At 64.5% G+C, this 15,645-nt stretch carries 16 protein-coding genes; 5 read left to right on the top strand and 11 right to left on the bottom strand.

The genetic code is table 11. The features are described from left to right. Nucleotides 1–29: 29 nt before the first annotated feature. Nucleotides 30–704 carry an isochorismatase family cysteine hydrolase gene (locus ABE528_RS15955; RefSeq protein ID WP_346653474.1) on the top strand — a complete coding sequence of 225 codons (675 nt, stop codon included), beginning with the start codon at nt 30–32 and terminating at the stop codon, nt 702–704. A gap of 12 nt (nt 705–716) precedes the next feature. Continuing rightward, nucleotides 717–2,078 carry a cytosine permease gene (locus tag ABE528_RS15950; RefSeq protein ID WP_346653473.1) on the top strand — a complete coding sequence of 454 codons (1,362 nt, stop codon included), beginning with the start codon at nt 717–719 and terminating at the stop codon, nt 2,076–2,078. Nucleotides 2,079–2,120: 42 nt separating this feature from the next. On the opposite strand, the gene ABE528_RS15945 is transcribed toward ABE528_RS15950, so the two are convergent. From ABE528_RS15945 to ABE528_RS15915, 7 genes are all read right to left on the bottom strand, one after another. Continuing rightward, nucleotides 2,121–3,533 (bottom strand): MFS transporter, encoded by a 1,413-nt coding sequence (locus tag ABE528_RS15945; RefSeq protein WP_346653472.1) that lies wholly within the window; start codon nt 3,531–3,533, stop codon nt 2,121–2,123. A 72-nt stretch (nt 3,534–3,605) separates the two neighbouring features. After that, nucleotides 3,606–4,043, bottom strand: a complete 438-nt coding sequence (aroQ, locus tag ABE528_RS15940) for a type II 3-dehydroquinate dehydratase (protein WP_103447774.1) — start codon at nt 4,041–4,043, stop codon at nt 3,606–3,608. Between the two features lie 3 nt (nt 4,044–4,046). Further along, the gene (gene aroE / locus ABE528_RS15935) at nt 4,047–4,865 is read right to left on the bottom strand and encodes a shikimate dehydrogenase (protein ID WP_346653471.1); all 819 of its coding nucleotides are present in this window, start codon (nt 4,863–4,865) and stop codon (nt 4,047–4,049) included. Beyond that, nucleotides 4,862–6,094, bottom strand: coding sequence for a CoA transferase (locus ABE528_RS15930; RefSeq protein ID WP_152954278.1), 1,233 nt, complete (start codon nt 6,092–6,094; stop codon nt 4,862–4,864). The genes aroE and ABE528_RS15930 overlap by 4 nt, the downstream gene beginning before the upstream one ends. After that, nucleotides 6,091–6,546, bottom strand: a complete 456-nt coding sequence (locus ABE528_RS15925) for a MaoC family dehydratase (protein ID WP_346653470.1) — start codon at nt 6,544–6,546, stop codon at nt 6,091–6,093. The genes ABE528_RS15930 and ABE528_RS15925 overlap by 4 nt, the downstream gene beginning before the upstream one ends. Continuing rightward, nucleotides 6,543–6,941, bottom strand: coding sequence for a VOC family protein (locus ABE528_RS15920; RefSeq protein WP_346653469.1), 399 nt, complete (start codon nt 6,939–6,941; stop codon nt 6,543–6,545). The genes ABE528_RS15925 and ABE528_RS15920 overlap by 4 nt, the downstream gene beginning before the upstream one ends. Next, on the bottom strand, nt 6,938–7,885 hold the full coding sequence (locus tag ABE528_RS15915) for a ketopantoate reductase family protein (protein WP_346653468.1): 948 nt from the start codon (nt 7,883–7,885) through the stop codon (nt 6,938–6,940). Before ABE528_RS15915 ends, ABE528_RS15920 begins: the two co-directional genes overlap by 4 nt. A gap of 93 nt (nt 7,886–7,978) precedes the next feature. On the opposite strand from ABE528_RS15915, the gene ABE528_RS15910 reads away from it, so the two are divergent. Beyond that, nucleotides 7,979–8,890: a LysR family transcriptional regulator gene (locus tag ABE528_RS15910; RefSeq protein WP_346653467.1), complete on the top strand. Its 912-nt coding sequence runs from the start codon at nt 7,979–7,981 to the stop codon at nt 8,888–8,890. 7 nt (nt 8,891–8,897) lie between these two features. Here the strand turns inward: ABE528_RS15910 and ABE528_RS15905 are convergent, their stop codons facing one another. Next, on the bottom strand, nt 8,898–10,082 hold the full coding sequence (locus tag ABE528_RS15905) for a M20 aminoacylase family protein (protein ID WP_346653466.1): 1,185 nt from the start codon (nt 10,080–10,082) through the stop codon (nt 8,898–8,900). Between the two features lies 1 nt (nt 10,083). Beyond that, nucleotides 10,084–11,388, bottom strand: a complete 1,305-nt coding sequence (locus ABE528_RS15900) for an MFS transporter (RefSeq protein WP_152954272.1) — start codon at nt 11,386–11,388, stop codon at nt 10,084–10,086. Between the two features lie 374 nt (nt 11,389–11,762). On the opposite strand from ABE528_RS15900, the gene ABE528_RS15895 reads away from it, so the two are divergent. Then, the gene (locus ABE528_RS15895) at nt 11,763–12,893 is read left to right on the top strand and encodes a porin (protein ID WP_346653465.1); all 1,131 of its coding nucleotides are present in this window, start codon (nt 11,763–11,765) and stop codon (nt 12,891–12,893) included. Here the strand turns inward: ABE528_RS15895 and ABE528_RS15890 are convergent. Continuing rightward, nucleotides 12,870–13,808 carry a LysR family transcriptional regulator gene (locus tag ABE528_RS15890; RefSeq protein WP_346653464.1) on the bottom strand — a complete coding sequence of 313 codons (939 nt, stop codon included), beginning with the start codon at nt 13,806–13,808 and terminating at the stop codon, nt 12,870–12,872. The genes ABE528_RS15895 and ABE528_RS15890 overlap by 24 nt on opposite strands. 128 nt (nt 13,809–13,936) lie before the next feature. Here ABE528_RS15890 and ABE528_RS15885 point away from each other — a divergent pair, with 128 nt between their 5' ends. After that, on the top strand, nt 13,937–14,650 hold the full coding sequence (locus ABE528_RS15885; RefSeq protein ID WP_346653463.1) for a GntR family transcriptional regulator: 714 nt from the start codon (nt 13,937–13,939) through the stop codon (nt 14,648–14,650). 8 nt (nt 14,651–14,658) lie between these two features. Here ABE528_RS15885 and ABE528_RS15880 read toward each other — a convergent pair whose 3' ends face one another. Beyond that, nucleotides 14,659–15,609 carry a PDR/VanB family oxidoreductase gene (locus ABE528_RS15880; RefSeq protein ID WP_346653462.1) on the bottom strand — a complete coding sequence of 317 codons (951 nt, stop codon included), beginning with the start codon at nt 15,607–15,609 and terminating at the stop codon, nt 14,659–14,661. Between the last annotated feature and the right edge of the window lie 36 nt (nt 15,610–15,645).

Genomic DNA, 15,645 nt, shown 5'->3' with positions numbered 1-15,645 from the left:
CCCGGGGTGCTGCACCTGGAAGAAACCCTATGACTCAAGACACCGCTATTCTCGTGATCGACCTGCAGCAGGAGGACAGCTTCCCCCTGCCGCGCCTCGACAGTGTGATCGACAACGCGGCCGCGCTGATTGACGGCGCCCGCTGCCGCAACCTGCCGCTGTTCTACACCCGCCACGTCAACGATGCGCTCGGCCGCGACCTGGCATTCGGCGAGCCGGTCGACGCACAAGGCCGGCCAACCACCTACCGTGCCGGCACCCCGGCCATCGAGATCATCGACGCCCTGGCACCGCAGGCCGGTGACACGGTGATCGACAAACAGCGCTACAGCGCCTTTCACGGCACGCGCCTGGCCCAGAGTTTGAAAAGCCGCGGCATCAAACGACTGGTGGTGATCGGTGTACTGACCGACGTGTGCGTGATGAGCAGCCTGTTCGATGCCTACCAGCACGACTTCCAGCTGGTGCTGGTCGCCGACGCCTGCACGGCGACCACGCTTGCCGCCCACTACTCGGCGCTGTTCATTCTCTCCAACTGGCTCTACGGGCTGGAAATCTTTTCCACCGAGCAGTTGCTGCGCCGCTGGAACAACCAGCCGGCCGCCTCTGTGCTCAGCGCAGAACCCGACCATCTCGCCTTTGCGCCAGAAGCGTTCGTGCAGACGATTGCGCGCTTCGAACGCCAACTGACTGCCCAGCACTGAGCGGAGAACGACATGAAAGTAGAGAAAAGAAGCATCGACTTCATCCCGGAAGCCGAACGCCATGGCGAGCCGCGCTCGCTGTTCTTCGTCTGGTTCGGCGCCAACGCCAACATCACCACGGTGGCCGCCGGGGTGCTGCCGATCAGCCTGGGGCTCAACCTGTTCTGGAGTGCGCTGTCGATAGTGCTCGGCGCGTTGATCGGCGCAATCTTCATGGCGTCGCATTCGGCCCAGGGCCCGCGCCTGGGCATCCCGCAGATGATCCAGAGCCGCGCGCAGTTCGGCGTGTTCGGCGCCATCGTGCCGTTGCTGTTCGTGATGCTCATCTACCTGGGCTTCTTCGTCAGCAACACGCTGCTGGCCGCCCAGGCCATCGCCAGCGCCAGCCCGCTCGGCAACGGCGGCAACATTGCCCTGCTCGGCGCCTTGTGCTTCCTGGTGGCGCTGTTCGGCTACCAGCTCATCCACCGCCTGCAGAAGCTGCTGTCGCTGCTGTCGATCGCGGTCTTCGGCATTGCCACCCTGCTCGCCCTGGCGCTGCCGATGGAAGCCGGCCAATGGTCTGCGCAAGGCTTCAACCTGGCCAGCTTCCTGGCCTCGGTGAGCATCGCGGTCACCTGGCAGCTGTCCTACGCCCCTTACGTAGCCGACTACTCGCGCTATTTGCCGACCCGCACGTCCACCCGCCAGGTGTTCTGGTACAGCTACGCGGGCACCGTCATCGGCGGTAGCTGGATGATGCTGCTGGGGGCCGTGCTGGCCAAGGCCGTTGCCGGCTTTTCCGACAACGTCGGCCTGCAGCTGCTCGGCGTGCTCGGTGGCGGGACGTTGCTGGCGGTGGCGTTCGTGCTCTACGGGCAGATCGCGATCAACGTGTTCAACCTGTATGGCGCGTTCATGTCGACGGTGACGGTGATCGAACCGTTCGCGGCGCTGAAAGTCACCCCCGGGGTGCGCGCGGGCTTCATGCTGGTGATCTGTGCCCTGGCGACAGCGTTGTGCACCCTGGCCCAGGATGACTTCATCCAGTTCTTCCTGAACTTCATCTTCTTCATGAGCTACTTTTTGATCCCCTGGACCGCGATCAACCTGGTGGACTACTACGCACTGCGCAAAGGGCAATACCTGATAGCCGACATCTTCGACCCCTCGGGCATCTATGGCCGGGTGAACTGGATTGCGGTGGGCGTGTTCCTCGCCACCATCGCCCTGGAGATCCCGTTCATGAACACCTCCCTCTACGTTGGGCCGGTCGCCGCCTCGTTGCAGGGCATCGACCTGGCCTGGGTGGTGGGGCTGCTGTTCCCGGCAGCCTGCTATTACGGACTGATGAGCAAGCGCAGGAGCCTGGCAGGCGGCACTGTGAAGTCCTGACAAGCGCTGTTGTTGCGGCCACCTGGGTGGCCGCAATGCCCGTCAGGTGCGCAAGACCTGCTCACCGGCATTGCCCGGCAGGCGCATGGCATCGACCAGCGCGAGGCAGGCAATCAGCGCCACCCCGAGCAACGCCCAATGGAAGTCGCTGACCGTCATCCCACCCTCACCGCCGCGCAACATCATCGATAGCCGCAGCAGCAGCGCCGCCACGGCAACCCCCAGCGCCATCGCCAGCTGGAAGAACATGCTGAACAACGTCGACGCCTCGCCCATCTGCGGCTTGGGCACCTCAGCGAAACCGACGGCGTTGTAGGTGGTGAACTGCATCGAACGTGACAGCCCGCCAATGAACAGCACCAGCGCCATCCAGTACCACGGCATGCCCTGCTGCAAGCCCAGGCAGGCCAGGATGCAGCCGACACCGATCATGCCATTGACCAGCAATACACGACGGAAACCATAACGGCGCAGCAAGCCGGTGGTGAACGGCTTCATCGCCAGGTTGCCAGCGAAGATCGCCAGCACCAGCAAGCCGGCGTCCACCGGTGACAGGCCAAAGCCAACCTGCAGCAACAGTGGAATCAGGAACGGCAAGGCGCTGATCGACAGGCGGAACAGCGTACCGCCGACGATGCTGGCCCTGAACGTGGCGATGCCCATGGCCGCCAATGGCAACAGCGGTGCCGGGTGGCGCTGGCAATGACGAATCGCCAGCCAGCTCAGCAGCCCGCCCAATGCCACCAGTGCCGCCCCGCCGGGCAGGCTGCCAGCGCCGAGCGAACCGAGCATTTCCAGGCCGATCAGCCACGCGGCGCAGGCCGACGCGAGGAACCCGAAGCCGAGCAGGTCGAAGCGGCGCGCTTCGCTGGGGCGGCCAGCGGGAATCAGCCACCACGCTGCCGCAATGGCCAGCACGCCAAGCGGTATGTTCAGGTAGAAGATCCACGGCCACGACAGGTGGGTGACGATCAGCCCGCCGATGGGCGGCCCCAGTACCGGCGCTACCAGCCCGGGCCAGGTGATCACCGCAAGCATCTTTACCAGGTCCTGCTTCTCGGTAGTGCGCAACACCACCAGCCGCCCGACCGGCACCATCAGTGCACCGCCGATGCCTTGCAGCACCCGCGCGGCGACGAAGGTCTCCAGGTTGGCGGCCAGGCCGCAGAGCCACGACGCCAGGGTGAACAGGCCGATGGCCCCGGCGAACACCTGCCGGGCGCCAAAGCGGTCGGCCACCCAGCCGCTGAGCGGGATGAACACTGCCACCGCCAGCAGGTAGGCGCTGATGCCGATGTTCAGGTTGACCGGGTTCTCGGCGAAGTCACTGGCCATCTGCGGCAGCGCCGTGGCGATGACGGTGGCGTCGAGGTTTTCCATGAAGAAGGTAATGGCCACCAGCAAGGCGACCAAGGTGGTTTGCCGAGAGGGGTTCGCGACTGCGGGGGTGGCCAAGGTGACAAATCCTTCTGAATGTGGAGAGCCTTCATTGCCGGGGCGGGCTTGCCCGCCCCCGCAGCGAAACGGTCAGATCATCTTCAACGCCGCACGCAGCGCCAGCAGGTAGGTCTCGACGCCAAACCCGCAGATCTGCCCGCGCACCACCTCGGCAAACACCGAGTGATGGCGGAACGGCTCTCTGGCATGGATGTTCGACATATGCACTTCAACCACCGGCGCCTCGACAATGGCCAGTGCGTCACGAATGCCGTAGCTGTAATGGGTCCAGGCCCCGGCATTGATCAGCACTGCATCCACCCCGTCCTCATAGGCGCGATGGATGCGCTCGCACATTGCACCTTCATAGTTGGTCTGGAAGCACTCGACCCGCGCACCGAGTTCCTCGCCCAGCGCCTGCAGGGCCTGATCGATGTCGGCCAGGGTGGCTGTGCCGTACTGGCGCGGGTCGCGCTTGCCGAACATGTTGTGGTTGATGCCGTGCAGCATCAGGACATTGGCGGCCATGGCTCACTCCAGGGGGATGGTCAGGCGATCGATCACGGCACGGGTTTCAGGCCGCACCCCGCGCCACCAGGCAAACGCCTCTGCCGCCTGCTCTACCAGCATGCCGACGCCATCGGCCAAGCGCGCCACACCTTGCGCCTGCGCCATGCGCAGGAACGGTGTCAGGCCTTTGCCGTATGCCAGCTCATAGGCCAGGCGCGCCTCGCCCAGCACGCCCGCGGGCAGCGGTGGCAACTCACCGGTCAGGCTCGCGGAGGTGGCGTTGACGACGATATCGAAGGCTTGCCCCGGCAGTTCCTCATAACGGCTGATGCGCAGCCGCGGATGATCCAGTTCGTTGCGCAAGGTCAGCGCCTTGGCCATGTCGCGGTTGGCGATCACCAGCTCACGCGGCCCGGCCTGCAGGAACGGCAGCAAGGCGCCGCGCACCGCGCCGCCAGCACCGAGCAACAGCACCCGGCGATTGCGTAGCGGTTCGCCGAGGTTCTGCTCGATATCGCGCAGCAGGCCGATGCCATCGAAATTCTCGGCGTAGATACTGCCATCCTCGAACTTCAGCGCATTGGCCGCCCGTGCCAGCTGCGCCCGCTCGCTGCGCCGGTCGGCCAGCTCGAAGGCGCGCAGCTTGAACGGCGCGGTGATGTTCATGCCCAGCCCGCCCTCGCTGCGCAACTGCAATACCTGGGCCTCGAAGCCTTCAAGCTCGCCTTCGATGGCGCCGTACTCCAGGGCCTGGCCAGTGGCCTCGGCGAACAGGCCATGGATCAGCGGGGACTTGGTGTGGTTGATCGGCCGGCCGATCACTGCATAGCGGTCGCTCATCGTGCATCTCCGTGGGTGAACAGCACACCGTCTGCCTGCATGGCGGTGATTTCTTCAGGGCTGAAACCAAGCGCCGCAGCCACCTCGGCGTTGTGCTGGCCAAGGTCCGGGGCCACCTGGTGGATCGTGGTGTCACAGTCGGAAAAACGGAACGGCAGGTTGGGCAGGCGCAAGGTGCCGTAGCGCGGGTGCTGCTGTTCGATGACCATGTTGCGCGCCTGGATCTGCGGGTCGGCGAGCACCTCGTCGATGCGCTGCACTTTGGCACTGGGGATGTCGATGCCGTCCAGCAAGTGCAGGATATCGGCCACCTGGCGGGCGCCGACCCAGTCGCGGACCACAGCCAGGATCGCCTGGCGATGGGCATTGCGACCGTTGAGGTTGTGGTAGCGCTGGTCGCTGCCAAACCCGCTCGGGCCGCCATTGGCTTCGAGCATGGCGGCAAAGCGTTGCCAGGCATCATCGACCTGGGCGGCGATCACCAGGTCGCCATCGGCGGCGCGGAACACGCCGTACAAGGTCGAGGTGGGCATGTCATGGCCGGTCTGCTCGGGCAGCACGCTGCCATCGGACAACGTGTAGCACTGCACTGCGTACTCATGCATCGACACCAGCGTGTCGTACAGGGCCATGTCGATGTGCTGTCCACGGCCGCTGCTGACCCGGCCCAGCAGCGCCGCATTGATTGCCGCCACGGCATGGATGCCGGTGTACATGTCGCCCAGCGAAATGCGCAGCAGCGGCGGCGCTTCGCCGGGCACGCCGACCATCTGCATGATCCCGCTCTTGGCCTCGGCGATCAGCCCGAAGCCGGCGCGGTGGGCGTCCGGCCCGGTGTGGCCGTAGGCGGAAATCGAGCAGTACACCAGGCGCGGGTTGCGCGCTGCGAGCTCGGCATAGCCCAGGCCCAGCTTGTCCAGGGCACCGGGGCGGTAGTTTTCGATGAACACGTCGGCCGAATCGGTCAGGCGCTGCATGAAGGCTTTGCCACGCGGGTCCTTCATGTTCACGCTGACGCCCTGCTTGCCCATGTTCAACTGCAGGAAGTAACCGCTCTGCTGGTCATCCAGGGTGAACGCGTGCTGGCGGCCGGCATCGCCGCTGCCCGGCCGCTCGACCTTGATCACCTCGGCGCCCAATGCTGCCAGGCAGCGCCCGACATAGGGGCCGGCGAGGAAGTGGCTGTAGTCGATGACGCGAATACCCGCCAATGGCAATGCCTGGCTCATGCTGCTGCCCTCCGCGGCACCATCAGCCGGTGCTCGCCGCGCTGCACGACTTCGCCGTGCTGGTTGATCAGTTCCGATGGCAGCACCACGATGCCCCAGCCCGGGCGACTGTTGCTCGGGCGCATCGCCCCCACCCGCATGCGCACATGCAGCACATCGTTGACCTTGATCGGCAGCACGAAGTCCCAGGTCCAGCCCAGCGACATGCCCGGCAGAAAACGGTATTCGCACTGGGTCTTCAGGCCGTCGGCAATCGACAACCCGAACAGGCCGTGGGCGACCAGGCAGCCGAAGTGGCTGGCGTTGGCGTACGCCTCGTCGACGTGCACCGGGGTGTGGTCCCCGGTCAGGTCGGCGTAGCCCAGGATGCGTTCGCGGGTCACGGTGTAGGTGGGGCTGATGCATTCATCGCCTTCGCGGGCATCGTCCCAGTATTTTTCCACCACGCTCATGCCTGCACCTGCGCTCGGGGGTCGATGGCCAAGGCCTGGGCCACGCATTGCGCGGGCATCGCCTGGATGAATTCCACGGCCAGGCCGTCGGGCAGGCGCAGCCAGTTACGCCCTTGGGGCATCTCGCTGACGCCGAAAGGCTGGGCCGCCGCCAATGCGGCTTCGAGGTCCTCGCACATGATGCCCAGGTGCGCCATGCGCCCTTCCGGGCCAGCGAAGTCCGGCTGGTGGATGAACTGCAGGCCACCGAGGGTCCAGTACTGCGCGGGGCGCTCGACGTCGCCCTGCACTTCGCGCATGGTCATGCCGCACACTTCGCTGAAGAAGCGAATATGCCACTGGATGTCCCGCACCCAGAACGCGACATGTTCGAGGTAGGCTTTTGGCTGGCTCATGGGTTTTCCCTCTTCTGGTGATCGGCCATGGCGCGTTCGATGCCCTTGATGCAGGCCACCAGGGTTGCGTTGACCGGTGTGGCCACGCCATGGCGCTGGCCCCAGCGCACGACGGAGCCGTTGATGAAGTCGATTTCGGTGATCGAGCCTTTTTCCAGGCTTTGCAGCATCGAGGTGCGGAAGCTCGCCGGCAGGCCTTCGGCGGCCAGCGTCCAGGCGGCCTCGGGGCTGGTCAGGCTCAGGCGGATACCGGCGCGCTCGGCCACGGCGATGGCCTCGGCCACGGCGGCCTTGGCGGTGCTTTCGAGCAGCGGCTCGCTGTACAGCTGGCCGTAGCTGAGCATGGTGATGCCGCTCAGCGCGCCAGTGGCGACGTTGACCAGCAGCTTGTCCCACATGGTGCCGAGGATGTTGTCGCTGACCGTGGTGGCCAGCCCCGCGCCGTTGAAGGCTGCGGCAATCGCTTGCACACGCGCTGTGAGCTGGCCGTCCAGCTCGCCGATGAAGGTTTGCTTGCCCGCCACACCGGCACGGATCGCACCCGGCGCCAGGAGCACGCCGCCGACGTAGGTCTTGCCGGCCAACACCCGCTCGCGCCCTACCGCCTCGGCCAGGATGTCTTCGTGGCCGAGGCCGTTCTGCAACGACAGCACCAGCGTCTGCGGCCCGATCAGCGCGCTGGCGCCGGCAATGGCCTCGGCGGTGTGGAACGACTTGACCAGCACCACCACCAGGTCAGCCACGCCGACGTCTTCGGCGTTGATCGCGGCATTCACCCGCACGTGGCGCTCGCCGCGTTCGTCCTGCACCTGCAGCCCATGCAGGTTGATGGCCTCGACATGCGCACGGCCACGGTTCAACAACCAGGTTTCATGCCCCGCCTCGCTCAAGGCCGCGCCAATGGCGCAACCCAGGGCACCGGCACCCAGAATGCAGATTTTCACGTCGCAGACCTCCTGTGGTTTGCGACTACCTTATGCAGCGAGGGTTATTTGGGCTATACAATGGCCTCAATAGCACTATTGAGATTCACAATAATGACCCCGCTGGAGCCCTTGCCGGAACCCAAGCTGTTGCAATTGTTCGAGGTGCTCTACCAGTGCCGTAGCGTGACCCGCGCCGCCGAGCAGCTTGGCCAGAGCCAACCGACCATCAGCATTTGGCTGGCGCGCCTGCGCGAGCAATTGCACGACCCGTTGTTCGTGCGCACGCCGGGTGGCATGGCCCCTACCCCACGGGCCGACCAGCTGATAGGGCCGTGCCGGGAAGTGCTGGAATCGCTGCGCCGCCTGAGCGACTGGGAACCGCAGTTCATGCCGGCAACGGCACAGCGGCGCTTTCGCCTGTGTGTCAGCGATGCCAGCCATATCACCTTGCTGCCCAGCATCCTCAACCATTTGCGCAGCCATGCCCCGGGCATTCGCCTGGAAGCGGCGCGGATCGATGGCAATACCGAGCGCGCGCTGGAATCGGGTGAGGCAGACCTGGCCATCGGCTTCGTACCCGGGCTGGGCGCGGGGATGTATCAACAGGTGCTGTTCGAACAGGACTGGGTTTGCCTGAGCAGCGCACAGCATCCGCGGTTGGGCAATGGCATGAGCGTGGCTCGCTACCGTGCCGAGGGGCACGTGCAGATCAGTGCCGGGACCGGGCAGAAGCTGCTCGAAACAGGCCTGGCGCGGGCCGGGATCGAGCGCAGGAGCATGCTCGAGCTGCCCGGGTTTCTCGGCTTGGGGATGATTGTCGGCACCACCGACCTGGTCGCCACGCTACCGCGGCACATCGGCCAGACGCTTGCCGACATGCACGGGCTGAGGCTGCATGACTGCCCGTTTGCAGTGGAGCGCTTTACCGTCAAGCAACATTGGCACGCGCGATATCATCAAGATGGTGGCAATCGCTGGATCAGGGGCGTGATCCGCGAGCTGTTTCAACAGCCCGCGGCCTGATGCCACGTCAACGCAGGTAGTCCTGGACCCATTTCACCCAGCACTCAGCGCCTATCTTCACCAGCGCATCGTTGAAATCGTAGTGCGGGTTATGCACCGAGCAGCCATGGAACTCGCCGGTACCGTTACCCAGCATGAAATAGCAACCTGGCCGTGCCTGCAGCATGTAGGCGAAGTCTTCGGTGCCCATGACTTTTTTCGGCATCTTGTCCAGCAGCGCACCGTCATCGAACAACGGCCTCAGGCTTTCACGCAGCAACGCGCTCTCCTGGTCGCTGTTGCACAGCGCCGGCGCCAACTGGGTGAACTGCACTTCGATCTGCACACCGAAGCTTTCAGCGTGCCCTTTGACCAGGGCGTCAATGCGGCTGTTGATTTTCTGCTGGGTTGCGGCCGTGTCGGTGCGCACGCTCAGCAGCATGCAAGCCTCATCGGGGATGATGTTGTAGACCGTGCCGGCCTGGATCATGCCAATGCTGATGACCGCGTATTCCTCGACGCTCAGGTTGCGCGACTTGATGGTCTGGATGGCGCTGATCAGGCTGTTCAGCGCCATCACCGGGTCGACCGAAAGTTCCGGCATCGCACCGTGGCCACCCTTGCCGGTGACCCGAATGCTGACGCGCTGCGAAGACGCCATGGTTGGCCCGGCCTGCACCACGCAGGTGCCCACCGGCAAGCCGGGCATGTTGTGCAGGGCATACACCGAATCACAGGGAAAGCGCTCGAACAGGCCGTCGTCGAGCATCGCCCTGGCCCCGGCCAGGCCTTCTTCATCCGGCTGGAAGATCACATTCAAGGTGCCATTGAAATTGCGCGTGGCCGCCAGTTGCGAAGCGGCTGCCAGCAGGATTGCGGTATGCCCGTCATGGCCACAGGCATGCATGCGACCGGGGATCTTGCTGGCATGGGCAAAGGGGTTTTTCTCGGTCATGGGCAAGGCGTCCATGTCTGCACGCAAACCGATGCTGCGCGGGCTGTTGCCCACCTTCAACACGCCTACAACACCATGCCCGCCAACGTTGCGATGCACTTCGTAGCCCAAGGCCTTAAGTTTGTCGGCCACCAATGCGGCCGTGTCGGGGGTGTCGCCGCCAAGTTCCGGCGCGGCGTGGATCTGTCGGCGCAGCATGACGAACTCATCCAGCGCTGCGGCCTCGCACCGAGGCGGGTTGCTCAGGAACGTACCCATGTCACTCGCATCCTTTGTTTTCAGGGAAATAGTTGAGGCAGACCAGGCTGACAACGCCACCGCCCAGGAGGAAATAGGCCGGCGCCATCGGGGTTTGCAGCGCGGCGATCAGCCAGGTAGCCACCAGCGGCGCGAAGCCGCCGAAGAGCGTCACGCCCAGGCTGTAACTGACCGAGGTGCCAAAGGACCGCCGGGCTTTCGGGAAGCCCTCCATGATCAGTGCGAAGAACGCGCCCGCGCCGATGCACGTCGGCAGGATCAGCACGGCGACGCACATCATGGCCAGGCCCATGTCACGTACCTGCCCGAGCAGGTAGAACACTGGCAGGATCAGCACCACCGGCGTGGCCACCGTCCACGCCAGCAGGCGCTTGCGCAGTTGGTACTTGTCGGCAAATTTGCCCGCCAGCGGGCAGATGACCGCCATGCAGCCGCTGCTGATGCAGGCGATCGCCATGGCGCTGCCAGGCGGATACTGCAAGGTGGTGGTGAGGTAGGTGGGCATGTAGAACACCAACAGGTACATGCCGATGGTCGAACTGGCCATCAGGCCGATGCCCAGGGCGATGCGCTTGAGCAGTTCGGCATCGAGCCCTTGCCCACCGTGGGACACGGGCGCCGCCTCGTGGGTTTCTGGCAGGCGCGTGCGAATGTACCAACCGACCGGGCCGATCAGCAGCCCGACTATGAAGGGTACCCGCCATCCCCAGCTTTCCAGGGCTGCGGGGTCGAGCAACTGGTGCAGCGCAAAGCCGAAGCCTGCGCCCACCAAGGCAGCATAGCCCTGGCTGGCGGCCTGCCAGCTGACGTTCCGGCAACGGTTGCGCACCGCACTCGATTCCATGAGGAACACCGATGCAGTCCCGACCTCCCCGCCTGCCGACATGCCCTGGATCAGCCGGCCGACCACCAGCAGCAGCGTGGCGAAAATGCCAATCTGCGAATAGGTGGGTGCAAAGGCGATCAACGCGGTGCCCAGGGTCATCAGGCCAATGGTAAGGCTCAAGGCGGCCTTGCGCCCATGCCGGTCGGCGTAGCGGCCGATGACCATCGCCCCGATCGGGCGCATCAGGAAACCCACACCAAAGGTGGCCAGCGACATCAACAACGACGCCGTCGCCGACTCGGAGGGGAAGAAATGCTTGCCGATCAGCACGGCGAAGAAGCTGTAGATGGTGAAGTCGTACATTTCCAGCGCATTGCCCAGCGAACAGGCGATCAAGGTCTTGCGCGAGGAACGCACCCCCTGCGTGGCGCAATGCGCATCCGGCTGCACGGCGGTCGATACGGGTAGCGGTGTTGTCATTGTTTTCTCCGATGGCAAATCGCGGCGTGCAACGACTATCAGCCAATCGGGCACTCAACACACTTGCAGTTTGAGCATGTAAGTAACCGCAGGTTAATCGCCCCGTGCAGGCGCCGGCCAATATGCCCTGAGCTGGCGCACTGTTTGCCGTGCCGGTGCCCGCTGCCCCGCTAACGCGCACCGATCCGCACATCCAACGCTGGCGTGTCGGGTGTTCCCGGCCGCTCTGCAGCAGGTGTTGCCGCCCAGACGCGCGCTGCGCCAGGGCCTGATTAACCAGGCGGCATAGGGTTGCCGAATAAGCAATCGCACTGAAACGATCTGTTCACCGACGCTACGGGCCACCCCATCAGTGAGTTGGCCTGGAGTCGTGAATGAACACTCGCACTACCTCGATGCTGTTGATGATTCAATGTGTTTGCCTTGCCGTGCCGGCGCATGCCGAGGGCTTCCCGACCTTGGGACGGATTGCGCCAGGTTTCGGTTATTACGGGGTCGATAACGGTTTCGATGACAAGCTCAAGCTCTACGGCACCGTGGATGCCTTCACCAGCTATCACGACTCGCAGCACCATTCGGGTTTCCGTCTGGCCGGTGGCGGCGCATGGACCAACAAGCTCGGGCTGTATGCCAGGAAGGCGGTTGGCACCGATACCGTTCTGGAACTCGATGTCGAGGAAGGCTTCAACGTCAATGGCAAAGCCTTGGAGGGTACCTGGGCCACGATAGGTAGCCTGCGCCTGGCAACGCTTGCCCTGCGCTCGCGAACCCTGGGCAAGCTTGAGTTCGGCAAGACCTACAGCATGGGCACCCCGACCTACGCCGACCCGTTCCTGGCCACTTATGGCTCGCCTTACACCTTCCTGGCCCTGCCTGCCGCTGGCAAGGGTGCCTACAACCTCGACCTGCGCCCGAAACACACCCTGGCGTACACCAGCCCGACCCTGAACGGTTTCACCCTCGGCACCGCCATGACCTTCGGCTTCGATGATGCCGCCAGCCAGGGGCGTACCGTGCGCGGTGGCGGCGCTCGCCTGCAATACCGCACCAGTGAGCTGATGCTGCTGGCCTCGTACAACCTGTATTACAGCGACCCTTGGGACGACGGTGGCCGCTCACGCCAGACCGCCAACCATTACAAGAGCCTGTCGACGTTCTACGATTTCGGCCCGCTAGCCACCAGCCTGACCTGGCAACACCAGGACGTGGACCAGCCCGGCACACCCAGTACCACGTTGTATACCTTCGGCGTGATGGCACCGGTTGGCCAACTGGACGTGCTGCGCCTGGCCGTGATGCAGCGCCAGGTCACGGCGAGCGACAAGAACGCCCAAGGGGTAATGCTCGGCTACGATCACTTCATCAACCCGCGCTGGGCTGTCTATGGGCGGGTTGGCAAGATCTTCAACCAGCCTGCATCCTCGGTCACCTACGCGGGCACCCCGCTGGACCAGGTTGGCGACGACCCCAGCAACCTCTCCCTAGGCATGTACTATCACTTCTGACGGCGCCGGGCGGGTTTGCCTGAGCACCTGCCCACGCAAGCTGTGAAAGAGTTCCTGAGCCGGCGCGGTAAGGCTGTGGCGGTCGATGCAGACCAGGTTGACCGGGTAATCCGGAATCAGCTCCTGCACCGCCACGGCCAGGAACTCGCCATCAACGCCAAAGGTAAACCCCTGGTCCACCGCCAGCTCACTGATGGTCATCAACGATTCGGTATTCTTCAACAGCTTGAGCGCCATCATCACGGATGTGCACTCAACGGTGTTCTGCGGGACACGCAGGCCGTTGGTCTCGAACAGCTGGTGAAACTGTGATGCCTGGTCCGAGAGCTCATCCAGGCTGATCCACGGGGCGTACTGCAAGGTGCGCAGCGACTTGGCGAACTTCTGCTGATTCGACGCATGGCAGATCACCCGGCCCTTGATGCTGCCAAGCGCCTCCCAGTCGAGGTTCAGCCGGCTCAGCGGTTGCTGCGAGGTCAGGGCAAAATCCAGGCTGCCATCGCGCAGCCGCTGCAGAATCTGGCTCGGGCGCAGGTCGGTGATGGTGATCTTCACCCGCGGGTACTTGCGCCGGAAGGCCAGGATGCTGTCGTCAACCCCGTCCAGCATCGCCGTCAGCGAAGTCACCCCGATGGACACCGCACCCAGCGCGGCATCCTGGATGCTGGCCGCTTCGATCTGCAGGCGACGGATGCTTTCCACCACCAGGTTGGCATGGCGGATGACGCGCTTGCCTTCCTCGGTCAGGACCATGCCTTTGGGTGAGCGCTGCAACAGGGTGAAACCGACCTCGCGTTCCAGTTCCTTGATCGAACGGCTCAGTGCAGGCTGGGTGATGTGCATGAGCTTGGAAGCTTCGAGGATGCTGCCGGCGTTATGGATGGCGACCAGCGCCTTGAGTTGGTGCAGTTTCAAGCGTCTTTACCTTATTGTTAGCGGGCCTGTTCCATGCCGCGCACAGATTACCGCAAGCTCCACCTGCGCGGTGCAACGTCCGTGCCGCTTGCGGTACCATGGCGGCCCCTTCTTTGAGGTCGCGTGCAATGAGCAAACACGGCCAGACCATCCTGGTCGCCCTGCGCAAGATGATCGCCTCCGGCGAACTGGCCGGCGGTGAACGGTTGATGGAAGTCCCGACCGCGGAACGTTTCGGCGTGTCCCGCATGCCGGTGCGCATGGCGTTCCGCACCCTGGAACAGGAAGGCCTGCTGGTGCGCCATGGCGGCAAGGGCTTTCAGGTGCGTACGCTGAGCGTCGACGACCTCACCGGCGCCGTGGAGGTGCGAGGCGTCCTTGAAGGGCTGGCGGCGCGCCTGTGCGCCGAACGTGGCCTGGACGCGCACCCCATGGCCACACTGGCGCAGTGCCTGGATGAGGGCGACGCCCTGTTCGCCAAGGGCTACATCACCGAACAGGACCTGGCGGCCTACCACGACCTCAACGTGCGCTTGCACCAGGTGATCGTGGCCGGCAGTGGCAACCCGGCCATTGCCGAGGCACTGGCACGCAATGACCATCGCCCGTTCGCCTCGGTATCGGCGCTGGCCTTCGACCGCGACGACATGGCTAGCGAATACCGGCGCTTCAATTTCGCCCACATGCAGCACCACTCACTGGTCGATGCACTGCGCAACGGCCAGGGCGCGCGCGCCGAAAGCATCATGCGCGAACACGCCAATGCCACGCTGCGCTATGCCGAAGTGTTCGGCGCGGCCAGCACGGCAAGTGGCGTCCAGGTGATTTCCAAAGGCAACTAGGCGCGCACCTACAGGTCCAGCACCAGCATCGGCGTCCTGGCCCGTGAGCAGCACGGGGTGAACTGGTCGTTGGCGGCCTGCTCATCCTCGGTCAGGTACAGGTCGCGATGCTCCGGCACCCCTTCCAGCACCCGGGTCAGGCAGGTTCCGCATACGCCCTGCTCGCACGACACCGCAATCGGCACGCCATGGCTTTCCAGTACCTGAACCACGGTCTTGTCCGCCGGGATCTCGAAGACCTGGCCGGTGCTGCCGAGCCTGACCGAAAATACCCCGTCAGCCGCAGTGTCGACCGGCGCGGCGGCGAAGTATTCGCGGTGCAACTGGGCGTCCTGCCAGCCATGACTGCGGGCACTGTCCAGCACATGTTGCATGAACCCACCCGGCCCGCAGACGTACAGGTGATCCTCCACGCCAGGCACTGCCAGTACCTGGGCCAGGTCGAGCCGGGTCTGCGGGAGCGCGTCGAAATGCAGATGGACCTGGCCGGCGAACGGTGTCGCCGCCAGGCGTTCAAGGAACGCCGCGCGCTCGCTTGAGCGGGCGCAGTAATGCAACTCGAAGTGATCACCCTGCAGCCACAGTTGCTCCGCCATGCACAGGATCGGGGTGATACCGATGCCGCCGGCAAACAGCAGGCTGCGCCTGGCACCGGGCGCCAGGGCGAACAGATTGCGCGGCTCGCTGATCAGCAGGCGCTGCCCCGCTTCAACCTGCTCGTGCAGGCAGCGGGAGCCGCCGCGCGACGCGGCATCGTTGAGCACGCCGATCAGGTAACGGTGGCGCTCCTGCGGGTGATTGCACAAGGAGTACTGGCGCACCAGGCCGCCGGGCAAGTGCACATCAATGTGCGCGCCGGCGCTGAATGCGGGTAGCAGCTTGCCTTGGGCGCAGCTCAATTCGTAGCTGCAGATACCTTCGGCTTCACGGGTTCGGGCTGTGACGACAACTTCAATCATGGCTCACCTTGCATGGACGGCCACCGGGATGGCCGT

Source organism: Pseudomonas sp. TWI628 (assembly GCF_039673865.1).
Classification (GTDB): Bacteria; Pseudomonadota; Gammaproteobacteria; order Pseudomonadales; family Pseudomonadaceae; genus Aquipseudomonas.
This window is presented reverse-complemented; position numbering and strand designations above follow the sequence as displayed.

What these genes read in the sequence shown, in the direction of transcription:
- ABE528_RS15955 (WP_346653474.1), top strand. Translation starts at nt 30, where the DNA reads ATGACTCAAGACACCGCTATTCTCGTGATCGACCTGCAGCAGGAGGAC.
- ABE528_RS15950 (WP_346653473.1), top strand. Translation starts at nt 717, where the DNA reads ATGAAAGTAGAGAAAAGAAGCATCGACTTCATCCCGGAAGCCGAACGC.
- aroQ (WP_103447774.1), bottom strand. Translation starts at nt 4,043, where the DNA reads ATGGCCGCCAATGTCCTGATGCTGCACGGCATCAACCACAACATGTTC.
- aroE (WP_346653471.1), bottom strand. Translation starts at nt 4,865, where the DNA reads ATGAGCGACCGCTATGCAGTGATCGGCCGGCCGATCAACCACACCAAG.
- ABE528_RS15930 (WP_152954278.1), bottom strand. Translation starts at nt 6,094, where the DNA reads ATGAGCCAGGCATTGCCATTGGCGGGTATTCGCGTCATCGACTACAGC.
- ABE528_RS15925 (WP_346653470.1), bottom strand. Translation starts at nt 6,546, where the DNA reads ATGAGCGTGGTGGAAAAATACTGGGACGATGCCCGCGAAGGCGATGAA.
- ABE528_RS15920 (WP_346653469.1), bottom strand. Translation starts at nt 6,941, where the DNA reads ATGAGCCAGCCAAAAGCCTACCTCGAACATGTCGCGTTCTGGGTGCGG.
- ABE528_RS15910 (WP_346653467.1), top strand. Translation starts at nt 7,979, where the DNA reads ATGACCCCGCTGGAGCCCTTGCCGGAACCCAAGCTGTTGCAATTGTTC.
- ABE528_RS15905 (WP_346653466.1), bottom strand. Translation starts at nt 10,082, where the DNA reads ATGGGTACGTTCCTGAGCAACCCGCCTCGGTGCGAGGCCGCAGCGCTG.
- ABE528_RS15900 (WP_152954272.1), bottom strand. Translation starts at nt 11,388, where the DNA reads ATGACAACACCGCTACCCGTATCGACCGCCGTGCAGCCGGATGCGCAT.
- ABE528_RS15895 (WP_346653465.1), top strand. Translation starts at nt 11,763, where the DNA reads ATGAACACTCGCACTACCTCGATGCTGTTGATGATTCAATGTGTTTGC.
- ABE528_RS15885 (WP_346653463.1), top strand. Translation starts at nt 13,937, where the DNA reads ATGAGCAAACACGGCCAGACCATCCTGGTCGCCCTGCGCAAGATGATC.
- ABE528_RS15880 (WP_346653462.1), bottom strand. Translation starts at nt 15,609, where the DNA reads ATGATTGAAGTTGTCGTCACAGCCCGAACCCGTGAAGCCGAAGGTATC.